We start from the raw sequence: 13,181 nt of genomic DNA on the forward strand, positions 1-13,181 counted from the left end.
TCCAAACGAACATCAGAAATGAAAAAAAGTATCATAGCAATATTTGCAGCAGCAGCTTTTATGGTTAGCTGTACCAAAAAACTGGATGTGACTCCAACAGATTCACTTCCGATCGATGAGGCGCTGTCTGATCTGCCAATGATCAAAAATGCGTTGGCAGGCGCATACGACGCGATGCAGTCCGTATCCTATTACGGCCGTAATTATTGGGTAATGACCGAAACCAGCGGAGATAACATTTACATCGCCGCCAAGAACAGTAATCGTTTTATCACGAGCTTTCAGCGCAGTTATACCACGCTGGATGGAGATGTGGAAGATTTCTGGTCACAAGCTTATGCAACTATCCTGAGAGCAGACAATGTTGTTAACAATGTGGATAGTGTGGATGGCGACGTAGCAGAAAAGAGCAGGGTGAAAGGTGAGGCCTTGTTTATCAGAGCGCTTGCGCATTTCGATCTCGTGAACATGTTTGGAAAGCCTTATAATCAAGGCAACGGCGCGCAGCCGGGTGTGCCATTGAAACTGAAATACGCACTGGAGAAACCTAAACGCAACACAGTTGGAGAAGTGTATGCACAAGTGATCGCTGATCTGAAAAAAGCAGATACATTGCTCGCTGCCACCACTGAAACTGACAAGGTACATGCCACGAAGTATGCCGCTGAGGCTTTGCTGGCAAGAGTTTATCTCTATAAAGGGGCAAACGATAGCGCTATCATCTACGCCAGCAAAGTAATTGCCGCCAACTACCAGTTAACGCAACCCGACGGCCTGGCTGATTTCTACAACAGCCCCGGTAAGAGCAAAGAAGAGATATTTACACTGGCTTTTGTGGCCAATGAAAGCTTTGGCTCTGATAACATCGGTCAGATCTATCTGAAACCTGGTTATGGAGATATGCGCGTATCTCCAGATCTGACGGCTGTTTTCACTGGTGCAGATCTTCGCCAATCATTGTATATCGGCACTTTCGCTGATGGCTCTACCGGCGAGAAAACCAACCGGAAATTTACAGGTCAGGACGGCCAGGCAGGCATGCACAGTCCGAAAATATTACGTCTGGCAGAGATGTACCTGATCCGTGCGGAAGCATATGCCAAAACCGGACAGGCTGCATTGGCGATCGCCGATCTGAACACACTGAGAGCGTCTCGTGGCGCGGCGGCATTGTCCGGCATCGCTGATAGCAAAGTGCTGGATAATGTACTGGACGAAAGCAGAAGAGAGTTTATGTTTGAAGGTCATCGTTATTTTGACCTGATCAGGAACGGCAGGGATATCGTTCGTAACTTCTGTCACGACATCCGTGAGATCACTGCTCCCTGCACTTTCAGTGCGACCGCTACTACTGTTATATGCCCGATACCTCAGGCAGAAATTAATACCAATCCAAATATGGAACAGAACGAAGGATACAAGTAATTCGTTCGGAATCCGTACAGAATAATCTTTGGCAGGAAGCCATCAGGGTGAGTTCCCTGATGGCTTCTTTTTTTTCCTAATGTGATAGAAAATTATTTTATCGCAGAACAAATATATCTATCCAAAAGAAATGTATTTGTTTCAATCTCTCCTTTCAACAAACCCCTGATACTCCTTGTTATTTAAGCGTATTGATAGAATCCTTTCATATCCTCTGAAACAAAACAATCAAAATAATCCAGTACTATTCTAATAGCGAGAAATTAAAACCATTAACTGTTTATTTAGTCAATCAAAACCAAGTTGCTTATGAAAACAGCGCTACTATTATTGCTGTTCGTGTGCGGCAGCGTTCTATCCACAGTAGCCCAGACACGAACGATCAGCGGAAAAGTTTCGGATGCAAAAGATGGTTCACCCTTGCCGGGCGTTACAGTAGTGTTGAAAGGCACTACCAAAGGTATTTTTACCTCCGGTGATGGTACTTACAAGCTGCCGGGTGTAAGTACCGGCGCAACGCTTCTTTTTTCTTTCGTGGGTTATGTAAATAAAGAGGTAACAGTGGGGACAGACAATGTGATCGACATCACCCTGGAAGCCGATAAAAAACAATTAGGCGAAGTAGTTGTGACCGCTGTGGGTTTGAAAAGAAACACGCTGGAACTAGGCTACAGCGTTACCTCTGTGAAACCTGATGTGCTGGTGCAGAAATCAGAACCTGACATGTTAAAAGGACTGCAAGGCAAGGTCGCCGGTGTAGATATCAAAACATCTCAGGGGACGCCTGGCGCTGCCACGCGTATCAACATTCGTGGTAACACTTCTTTCTTCAGGGATAACCAGCCGCTGATCGTAGTGGATGGTATTCCGTATAATAACGACCAGGTAGCCACTTCCAGTCAAACATCCGGTGGTGGCGCCTATTCCAGCGGTCTTTCCTCCCTGGATCCCAATGATATCGCTTCCATGACTGTGCTGAAAGGCGCCGCAGCTGCTGCTTTGTATGGATCAAGGGCATCAAATGGTGCGGTGATCATTACCACGAAATCAGGCAGTGCTTCGCTTTCCAGGAAGAAACTGGAAGTGACTTATTCCAGTTCTATTTCTCTGGAAACCGTTGCCAGTTTGCCAAAATATCAGAATGATTATGGCCCGGGCAGTTCCTTTAGCTATTCCAATGCCAACGGCTCCTGGGGGCCTAAGTTTGGCACATTGGATTCTATCCCGGTCTGGCCTGATTACTTGAAGGCATTTCCTAATCTCTTCCCTAAATCCGGAAAGATACCTTATCGGGCAGTTCCGAATAATGTGAAGGATCTCTTTAAAACGGGTTTTATCTCCGAGAACTCCGTTAGTGTGAATGGAGGTACTGAAAAGGCCGCATTAAGCGCTACGGCGTCCTATCTGAGCCAGGATGGTTATGTGCCGCATTCTTCGTTTAACCGTGGGAGTATGTCTATTGGCGGCATTACGCGGCTGACGAACGGACTTAGCCTGAATGCCAATTTTGCTTACAGTACCAGTAACCAGTTGGGAAGCATCTTTGGCGAGAACCAGGTACCAGGCGCTGCTTCTTCCTTTGCGCGTAATCTCTTCCTGGGCAGAAACTGGAACATCGCAGGGTTACCTTATGAAGATGCCAATGGTAAGCCTGTTTCTACCAACAGCTCCCAGTATGATAACCCCTTGTGGGCTTTTGTACATAATACGGTGAACACAAGAACCGACCGATATGTAGCAGGGATGAAATTAAACTACGACATTCTGCCTTGGTTCAATGCTACTTACCAGATCGGTATCAATACCAATTCATTTTTCCGTAAAGAGATTACCGATATTGGTTCAAGAGGGGCTGAAGGAGTAGGGCAGATTATTGAACACCATTATCGGTTTCAGGAGATAGAATCCAATCTCATAGGCACATTTACGCCGAAATTGCGTAACCCTGATTTCGGTTTCAAAGGCATCCTCGGTCATAGTGTGAACCAGCGAACTACCAGTCAGCAAATCGCCACCGGTAAAAGCATAGTGGTACCAGGCATTTACACACTGTCCAATACTAAAAATTTATTGCCATCAGGAGATGTGTTTGTTAGGAGAAGATTATGGGGCATCTTTGGAGAAATAGACCTGGACTATAAAAAATGGCTGTTCCTCCTTGTTACCGGTCGTAACGACTGGTCATCGACACTGGCGCCGAACAATCGTAGTTATTTTTATCCTAGCGTAGCCGCATCCTTCATTTTCACAGACGCATTGAAGATGAACAGCAAGGTGCTCACCTTTGGTAAGATCCGCGCCAGTTGGGCGAAAGTTGGACGTGATGCCGACCCTTACTCGCTGGCAAGTACCTTTTCTGTGAATGCGCCTTTCCTCGGGCAATCCGGTGTAATGCAGAGCCCTACAGCAGGTAACGTCAAGCTCAAACCAGAATTTACGCAGGATTATGAAGTGGGCGCCACACTGGAATTTTTCGACAGGCGGATCGCGCTCGATGCTGCGTATTACATGCGTAACTCCACTAACCAGATCGCGCCGCTTACATTGCCGCCGTCTTCCGGCTATGGACAAGTGTTTGACAACTATGGTAAGTTAACGAACAAAGGTGTGGAGATAGATCTGAACGTAATACCGGTGAAAACAAAAGATCTCACCTGGAGCCTCCATTGGGTATTCACCAAGAACAAGAGTGAAGTGAAGGAACTGAAGCCCGGCATTGTGCGCCTGCCGCTGTCGGGCGTGCTGGATGCGCTTAGTCCCTACCTGGAAGCAGGCAAGCCGTATGGCTATCTGCGCGGCACCGTTGATGCGCGCGACAAAGATGGCTCTTTACTGATCGATCCTAAAACCGGTTTATTGATCCGTGCACTGAATCAGGATATGGTTGGTGATCCTAACCCGGATTTCAAAACAGGGTTAAGCACTTCCCTGAACTATAAAGGACTTTTTGTAAATGTGCTTTTTGACCTCACCAGGGGCGGTGATATCTATTCTGTTACTACCAGCTCTTTGCTGGGACGAGGCGTTACAAAAGATACCAAAGACCGCGAGAACGTATTTGTGATCCCGGGTTATTATGGTGATGTGAACTCGCCAGGCACGCCGCTGCTGGATGCCAAAGGCCAGCGTATTCCGAATACTACACAGATCAGCAACTTTGAATTATTCTTCGGAGAAACCTTCGCTATCAACTCGGCTACTGAATGGAACGTGTATGACGCCACTGTATGGACTTTCCGCGAAGCGACATTAGGTTATGATTTCCCGAAATCATGGTTTAGCAAAACGTTTATCGGCGGACTGACCGTTACACTCACCGGCCGTAATCTCTGGTATGTTGCGCCTAATATGCCGAAGTATACGCACTTCAATCCAGAGGTGGGTAGCTTTGGCTCTACCAATGTGCAGGGTATTGAATTGTCTGGCGCCCCTACCACACGCCGTTTTGGTGCGAATGTGAAAGTGACCTTCTAGTATTCATGAAAAACTATTGAACCGATGAAAAGACTAAGCTATATATTTCTGGGTGCACTAGTGGTCATGACCGCGTGCACGAAAAATTTTCTCGATATCAATACGGATCCCAATAATCCGACAAAAGTATCGCTGGTGCAACTGCTGCCGTCTACAGAGCAGGGGCTCGCATACGCGCTGGGCTTCAGTAACAGCGGAAGGGGGGCGATCGGTTTGACGGAAGTGCTGGCGGTGTACATGCATCAGGTAACGGTACGCGAATCGCAGGACCAGTATGGAGCTAACGGGAGCCAGTTTGATATCAACGGCTCCTGGTCGCAGTTTTATAGCTCGCAGGGAGCAACTTCATCCAGTGACATTATAGGTACGATGGAAAATCTGAACGTGCTGATCAGGTTGGCCGAACAACAGGATAACCGCATCTATGCTGGTATTGGCAAGGTGCTGAAAGCGTATGGCGTAAGTCAGTTTGTGGATGCCTTTGCCGATGTGCCTTTTTCACAAGCGAATCAATATGCTACAAGTGGTGTGCGTTATCCGAAGTTCGACAAAGGACAGGATATCTATCCGCAATTATTTGCCATGCTCGACAGCGCCATTGCCGATCTTACAAATACAACATCCAGGAATGCGCTGAAACCCGGTTCAGATGATGTTTTCTACGGAGGGAGTGTAACGCAATGGGTAAAATGCGCTAACTCCATCAAACTGAAATTGTATAACCAGGTAAGGTTGGTGCAAGATGTTTCTGCTAACGTTACGGCATTGGTAAATGGGGGTAAATTGTTCAGTAAAACTACTGATGGCTTCATGATGAAATATGGATCTGGCGTGGCTCCTGACGATCGGAACCCGGGGTTCAGCGAGTATTATGCAACGCAAAAAACACATTATCAAAGCCCCTGGTTTTATGAAATATTGAGAGGATATAATCCGAAAATATTTACTGGTATAAAAGATCCCAGGATTCCTTACTATTTCTTTAATCAGAACTCCGCTACCGGTGCAGCACAAAATGGAACGGATTACCGCGACAGCGCCTTCATTTCTATCCTCTTTGGTTCTGTTGGCCCCAACCGTGATAAGTCGCAGGATAATAGTTTGACTGTATTCGGTATGTATCCTGTAGGTGGCCGTTATGATGATGGCAACCCACAGGTTGTGAAATCTACCAGCGGGACAGGCGCGGCGCCATTACGTTTGCTGACCTATGCAGATGTGCTTTATATAGAAGCTGAATTGATGAATGCCGGTGTGTTGGCTGGTGATCCCCGCTCAAAGTTGAAGGCGGCCATGCAGGAATCATTTGCAACAGTAGATTATGTAGTGTCGTTGGCGAAAGGAGGTCAGAGTGTGCCAACGTTGGTGGGTGCAAGCAGCGCAGATTATATCAACAAGATACTGGCGGTATATGATGCGCGTATAACAACAGCAGACAAGCTGGAGGTGATCATGACAGAAAAATGGATACAGAGTTTTGGGTTCAGTTGCGATCAGTATACAGATTACCGTCGTACAGGATACCCTGTGTTATTCAATCCTAACGATCCGTCGCAGGCGCCGGGAGGTTTTTTCCAACCACCATTAGCGGGGGACCCAAGTATTCCCGGCCCACAGGCAAAAGTGAAGGTAGTATTGGGGAGGAAATATCCCTTATCACTGCCATGGCCTACAAATGAGCTGAACGTAAATCCTAATGCTCCTGCACAGAAACAGCCTGATGCCACTCCGGTATTCTGGCGTAAGTAGAAACAATAAAATCTGTATGTATGAAGAAGATAAAAAGCCTGATAATAGTGGTTCTTGGGATATGCGTGTTTTATGCTTGCCGTAAGAACGATAACCCCAAGTTGCCCGATGGTATTGCGAAGGGCGTGATGCCACAATTGACACAGGATACCACTGGAGATATCCTGATACAGGATATGACCAAATTCAAAACCAGTTTTAATCTCGGTCTATATTTTCCATCCGGTCCCAAGCCGCAGAAAATGGATGTAAGGGTAGTGATGAATAACAAATATAACAATGTAAAAACATTGCAGGCGGGCGTTACCACCTTCCCTACCCAGATACAGATTACCGGGCCGCAACTGGCGCAACTATTTGCTTTAGATCCTGCCACTGTGCCTTCGGGCACAACATTTACGGTAGCGCCGGATGTGACTACACAGGATGGAAAAACGTATCCCGCTTTCAATTATGGCGTGAATGGTACGGATACCTTCCTGATTTCTCCTTATGGCGGTGATGTAAATAATTTCCCCGGTGCGGTATTGAACTTGCAATACACCAAGGTATGTCCGTTGAATATGCATGCTTTTGGTAATGAAACTACGGGTGTGCCGCTTACGGTTGTGGATAATGATTTCTGGGGCGCCACTTATTCGGTACAGGGCACGCTGGATCCTGCGGATAGCACAACGTTGATACTTACAGGTTGGGTGCAGGATCCTGGCGCAGTAGTGAAGGTAAAAGTTAATCCGCGAACGCAGGGGGCTACAGTTGCCAAGCAGATATATCTGCCTATACTGCCCGGTACTTCATATCATAATCCGGCTGTGGCAGGCAGCGGAAAAGTGAATGCCTGCAATAATTCTATTTCGCTTACATTGACCAATACAGTTACCGAGGGCAGCTTTGGTACAGCGAATGTGGTTATCAAGCGTTGAGTACAAAAATAGCGTAGAGCCGTATATGTTAGGAGTGCGATTGCATTGCAGTCGCACTCCTTATTTTATACTTATCAAGCCTTAATATACATTTTGCAGTCGGTTTAAAAATAGTATCTTAGTTGTATCACCAAGTACTTTTTAATTTTCCTATATTGCATAACTTTTAAACCAAAATTCTAGAACTTTTAAACCGAAATCTAAGTCTATATTGGTAGTGCGTTGTTATAGTTGACTTACCTTCAAGAGATCGTTTAAAGACCTATACTATTTTGAATGATTGATTCTGCCAACACAACCTGTAGGACGGTAGCAAATTCAATTTTTTCGATAGGACAGTAATGTAACCCGAGGTCAAGTCTGCTGTGGTTTGAGATGTTCATGTTGTTATTCCAAGTTCACTGAAAATCAATATCAAATCTAAATTGCTTATGAAAAGAGGACTACTCTTATGGCTGTTCGTGGCCATCAGCGTCTTGCACGCTTACGCACAATCACGAACGATCAAAGGCAAAGTAACTGATGCCCAGGATGGGACACCGCTGCAAGGGGTAAATGTGGTGGTGAAAGGTACGTCGAACGGGACTGTTACCGGACCTGACGGTACCTATAAACTGGAAGTGCCCTCCAACGCAGTACTTGTTTTTACATTTGTTGGATATACGCCGGAGACGGCCGCGGCAAACAAGGATAACATCAATATGCGTCTCGCGCTGGATAACAAACAGCTGGGAGAAGTAGTTGTAACCGCCTTGGGTGTTACCCGTGAGAAGAAAGCCCTGGGTTACTCCGTGGGTACAGTGAAATCTGATGAACTGGTGCGTGGCGCCAACCCCAATCTGGCCACCGCTATCCAGGGTAAAGTATCCGGTGTGGAAGTAAGGCCTTCCAGCGGTATGCCAGGTGCATCGGCGCAGATTTTTATCCGTGGTGCGCGTTTCTTTGATGGTGACAATACACCTTTGTACGTTGTGGATGGCATGCCTATCAGCAGTACTCCTGACTATGCTGTGGGTGGTAATGGTGTAACTGGTACCGACTTCTCCGGTCGTTCAATTGATATCGATCCAAACGATATCGAATCTATCGATGTATTGAAAGGCCAGGCTGCATCTGCTCTCTATGGTACAAGGGCCGCCAATGGCGTTATCATGATCACTACCAAGAGCGGTAAGAATGTGAAGAAGGGTAAACCAGTGATCAATGTAGCATCTAACTACCAGTTTGATAACATTTCAAGACTGCCTGATCTGCAAACTACCTATGCACAAGGAGGTGGAAATGTTTATAAGAACTTCGTTTCTTCTTCCTGGGGGCCTGAGATCAGCGGATTGGCCGACGATCCAAAATTTGGTGGTAATGTACCTAACCAATACAATAACAATAACCCTACCGATGCTACCAAAGGCCGCTTCTGGAGCCCTCAGGCGCAGGCCTGGCTGGTTCCGACGGCGCACAGAAATGCCAAGGAATTCTTCCAGCAAGGTTTCACCTCCAATACTTCACTCAACCTGTCGCAAGCCAATAACTTTGGTAACTATTCTATCGGTTTCGGTGCTACTAACCAGAAAGGTATTGTGCCTGTCACCGGTATGAAAAGGTACAATGCGAAATTCGCGGGTAACTTTGATGTGAGCCCTAAAGTGAAAGTAGGTACTAGCTTAAATTTGTCCACAGTAAGTATTGATAAACTGCCTACTGGTAACAATAGTATCCTGTTTGAGATTTATGGCGCACCTCCCAGCTACGATATGAAAAATACTCCTTTTGCTGAAAAGGATAATCCATACAAACAGATTACTTATCGTCCTGGTAACTTCGATAATCCATATTGGTCTAACGTAAATAACTCTTTCAACGAGAAAACCAAACGTTTCTTCGGTAATGCTTACATCAGCTACGATCCGTTCAAAGACCTGAACATCAGATACCAGCTGGGTACCGATATTTATACTACCGATATGGAAGAAGTTTACGAACTAGGCTCTGCTGCCACAGCAGGTCAGACCTTCTTTGCCAGTGTGCCTTCACCGAACGTACCAGGTGGCGGTAGCATCATCAACCGCTCTTTCATCAACCGTACATTGAACTCATTGTTGAATCTTACCTATACCAAACAGCTGGGCAGTGATTTTAAACTGACCATACTGGTGGGTAATGAGGTGAATGATAATGTTACACGTGCGATGACACAAACTGGTAAAGGGTTCAATATCGGCGGTTATCACAACATGAATAATACAGCTGTACAAACCGGTGTTGAAAGTAAATTCCGTAGCAGAAGAGTAGCATTCTATGGCAATGCCAGCCTGGATTGGAAAAGAATGCTCTACTTGAACATTACAACCCGTAATGAATATGTATCTACTATGCCTCAAGGTGGCCGTTCTTTCCTTTTCCCGTCTGCATCTTTGGCATGGGTAGTGAGTGAACTGCCTTCTCTGCAGGATAAAGATATCTACGCAAAAGTTCGCGCATCTGTGGCCCAGGTGGGAACTGTGGGTGCTTACATGGAAGAAGTATATACCAAGCACAGTTCTGGTAGTGGTTTCTTCGGTGGAGGCCATGGTATCATCTTCCCATTCAACAACGTAGTGGCTTACAGACCCAATTCAACACTGTATGATAAGAATCTTAAAGCGCAGAATACACAGTCTATTGAATTAGGCGCTGAGTTAGGTTTCTTTAAGAACCGTATCGGTCTGGAATATACTTACACCAGACAGAACACCATCGATCAGATCTTCTCCATTCCCATGGCAGGATCTACTGGTTACAGCGCTATTGTGAGAAACGGCGGACAGATGTCCAGCGATGTGCATGAGATAATGCTGAAAACAACACCAGTGAAAACCAGGAACCTGGAGTGGAACTTGAACGTGTCTTACACCAAGGTCATCAACAAAGTTATTAAGCTTGCAGAAGGTGTTGAGAACATCTATTTGGGTGGCTTTACTGATCCGCAGGTGCGTGCAGCCATTGGTTACACTTATCCTGCTATCTATGGTATCTCTTTCGCTCGTAATAAAGAAGGCAAAATGATGCTGGATGACGATGGCATGCCTATCGCGGGTGATGAAGCGGTGATAGGTACTGTAACACCTGATTTTATCGCCAGTTTCAGCACTTCTCTTCGTTATAAATTCCTGCGCTTAAGCGCATTGGTTGATTGGAAGAAGGGTGGTCAGATGTATTCTGGCGCCAACAGGTTGATTGATCTGTATGGTACCTCTAAGAAAACAGAAGGCCGTAATACCATGGAAGTTTTCTATCCTGGTGTGAAAGCATCTACAGTTAAGCCTGATGGTACTGGTGGTGATCCTAATACGACTGTTATTAAAGGAAGAGATAATATTGAATTCCTCTACAATCAGCTGCTGGGTGGAATTGACGAGGCGCACATCTATGGAACGTCTTTCGTAAAACTCCGTGAGATTGCACTGAACATCGACCTGCCACAAAGCATTTGTGCAAAAACAAAAGTGATCAAAGCCGCTTCCTTGTCAGTATCAGCGCGTAACATCCTGCTGTGGACAGAGCTGCCTAACTTCGATCCTGAATCTTCTCAGGGTAATGGTAACATGCAGGGTGGTTTCGACTATATGTCATTGCCGCAAACCCGTAGCTTTGGTTTAGGTCTTAACCTTACTTTCTAATAACAAAAGCTGAATAATTATGAAACATTGGAAATATATAACAGGATCTTTGTTGGCGCTATCATTCTCCGCCTGCTCAGATAAAGTGATGAATGAAATCAACCGGGACCTGAATAACCCCAAGAATGTGGCAGCGGTGAATGAGATCCCGTCAGTGACTACAGAAAGTGCTGTTGGTACAACGGGCACTGATCTGGCGTATTACGCATCCGTGTTCATTGAACAGAACTGCGGTAACTATGGTCAGATGCAAAGCGCTGATAACAGAACACAAGTTACAGGTGGCGCATTGGGTAACAATAACTGGAACTCCATCTACGACAATCTGATGATATTGAAAGATATCATCAAGAAATGTTCTCCCGATGGTAGCGAGCCAAATAACAAACTCACCCTGGGTATCGCACAGGTATTGACAGCGTACAACCTCGCTATTGTTACTGATATGTGGGGACAAGTGCCTTTCTCTCAAGCTTTGAAAGGAGCAGGAAATTTTGAACCTACTTATGACAAACAACAGGATATCTACAAAAAAGTGATCCTGCCTTACCTGGACAGTGCGATTGCCAACTTCGCAAAACCTGTTACTCCTGACATAGTTACAGGGCTTGCTCCTGCGGACTTTATCTACAAAGGTGATGCTACCAAATGGACCAAAGCTGCCTGGAGTCTGAAAGCCAGGTACTATCTGCATATGAGAGCTGTTGACCCAACCGCCGATGATGCTGCACTTGCAGCCATCGCCAATGGGTTCGATAATGCTTCATCTGAAATGCTGTTTAATGTTTATCAGCCAAACGTTGCTGCTGCCAATCCCTGGTATCTGTTCAATGTAGACAGGGCTGGTTACCTGGCAGTAGGCCGAACATTATATGACCTGATGAACAACCGTAAAGATCCGCGTATTCAGAACTACTTCACTTTGGTAGGCGGTACCGTGCAACCAGGACCTAATGGTACTGCTAATCAAGGTAATTATTCTGTTTCCTTATTCTCTTCCACGTCAAGTAAGAACAAAGCGAAGTCAATGGTGGCTCCTACACCAATGATGACCTATCACGAGTTGCTATTTATCCAGGCTGAAATCCTTGCCAGGAAGGGACAGGATTTTAAACCGGCACTGAAAGCCGCTATCATGGCTGCTTTTGCATATAGCGGTGCAACCGGTGGTGATGCTTACTACACCAACACGGTGCTGCCGCTGCTCGGCACTACCCAGGCAGACAACCTGAAAGAGATCATGACACAGAAGTATATCGCTTCTTATGAAGCCGAGTCTATTGAAGCCTATAACGATTACCGCAGAACAAGAATCCCAACACTGAACAATCCTTTCAATAACAACTCCGCTTATGGATTCGTGGAAAGATTCCCTTATCCTACCAGCGAAACCAGCTCCAACCCGAAAAATGTTCCTAAAGTGAACATCTTCAAAGACAAGATCTGGTGGGCAGGCGGTACTGAATAAGTACACACTAATACCCGATAACTGAAAAAAGGATCGCTCATTTGAGCGATCCTTTTTGTTTTTTATAGCACGAACGTGCTATGTGGTCAAATTCAGGTTTCATTATATTTGCGCGCTGTCTGAAAAACATGAGAAGAAGATTCTTTCTATGTCAGGGAGTATCTGATCGCTTATGAGGAGCAGTTCAATCAACCTGTTCCATTTTAATTGCACGGCCTAGTATAACCAGCCAGCTCATAAAAAGATGAGTATTGATTTAAGGTATTCATAGGAGGAAGCACGCTGTAAAGCGTTAGATTATTTAGTAGCCAGATTTTCGTATTCCCGAAAGATCGGGACAAAGCTGTAATAACTGATTAATTGCTTATGCACAATATTATTTTGCTTATGAGAGAAAACTTGTTACTGTAGCGGTCACCGTAGCATTGCTTTTCCCAGGTTAAAATTATTCGTATGTGCTGAATTGATAAGAAGGACAGGGACCTT

Annotated in this window: 6 protein-coding genes; all 6 read left to right on the top strand. The window is 45.6% G+C overall.

Annotation, left to right across the window (positions count from 1 at the left end):
- Positions 1-18: 18 nt before the first annotated feature.
- On the top strand, positions 19-1,425 hold the full coding sequence (locus FPG75_RS21540) for a RagB/SusD family nutrient uptake outer membrane protein (RefSeq protein ID WP_143309809.1): 1,407 nt from the start codon (positions 19-21) through the stop codon (positions 1,423-1,425).
- Between the two features lie 309 nt (positions 1,426-1,734).
- Positions 1,735-4,899 carry a SusC/RagA family TonB-linked outer membrane protein gene (locus FPG75_RS21545; protein ID WP_143309811.1) on the top strand — a complete coding sequence of 1,055 codons (3,165 nt, stop codon included), beginning with the start codon at positions 1,735-1,737 and terminating at the stop codon, positions 4,897-4,899.
- A 24-nt stretch (positions 4,900-4,923) separates the two neighbouring features.
- Positions 4,924-6,648, top strand: a complete 1,725-nt coding sequence (locus FPG75_RS21550) for a SusD/RagB family nutrient-binding outer membrane lipoprotein (protein ID WP_143309813.1) — start codon at positions 4,924-4,926, stop codon at positions 6,646-6,648.
- A 20-nt stretch (positions 6,649-6,668) separates the two neighbouring features.
- Positions 6,669-7,571, top strand: coding sequence for a hypothetical protein (locus tag FPG75_RS21555; protein WP_143309815.1), 903 nt, complete (start codon positions 6,669-6,671; stop codon positions 7,569-7,571).
- 431 nt (positions 7,572-8,002) lie between these two features.
- On the top strand, positions 8,003-11,227 hold the full coding sequence (locus tag FPG75_RS21560; RefSeq protein ID WP_143309816.1) for a SusC/RagA family TonB-linked outer membrane protein: 3,225 nt from the start codon (positions 8,003-8,005) through the stop codon (positions 11,225-11,227).
- Between the two features lie 19 nt (positions 11,228-11,246).
- Positions 11,247-12,695 (top strand): SusD/RagB family nutrient-binding outer membrane lipoprotein, encoded by a 1,449-nt coding sequence (locus FPG75_RS21565; RefSeq protein ID WP_143309817.1) that lies wholly within the window; start codon positions 11,247-11,249, stop codon positions 12,693-12,695.
- Positions 12,696-13,181 lie beyond the last annotated feature (486 nt).

The sequence above is a fragment of the Chitinophaga vietnamensis genome, from assembly GCF_902167635.1.
Taxonomy (GTDB): Bacteria; Bacteroidota; Bacteroidia; order Chitinophagales; family Chitinophagaceae; genus Chitinophaga; species Chitinophaga vietnamensis.

Bases quoted from the DNA above. Each gene is read 5' to 3' on its own strand.
- FPG75_RS21540 (WP_143309809.1), top strand. From the start codon at position 19: ATGAAAAAAAGTATCATAGCAATATTTGCAGCAGCAGCTTTTATGGTT.
- FPG75_RS21545 (WP_143309811.1), top strand. From the start codon at position 1,735: ATGAAAACAGCGCTACTATTATTGCTGTTCGTGTGCGGCAGCGTTCTA.
- FPG75_RS21550 (WP_143309813.1), top strand. From the start codon at position 4,924: ATGAAAAGACTAAGCTATATATTTCTGGGTGCACTAGTGGTCATGACC.
- FPG75_RS21555 (WP_143309815.1), top strand. From the start codon at position 6,669: ATGAAGAAGATAAAAAGCCTGATAATAGTGGTTCTTGGGATATGCGTG.
- FPG75_RS21560 (WP_143309816.1), top strand. From the start codon at position 8,003: ATGAAAAGAGGACTACTCTTATGGCTGTTCGTGGCCATCAGCGTCTTG.
- FPG75_RS21565 (WP_143309817.1), top strand. From the start codon at position 11,247: ATGAAACATTGGAAATATATAACAGGATCTTTGTTGGCGCTATCATTC.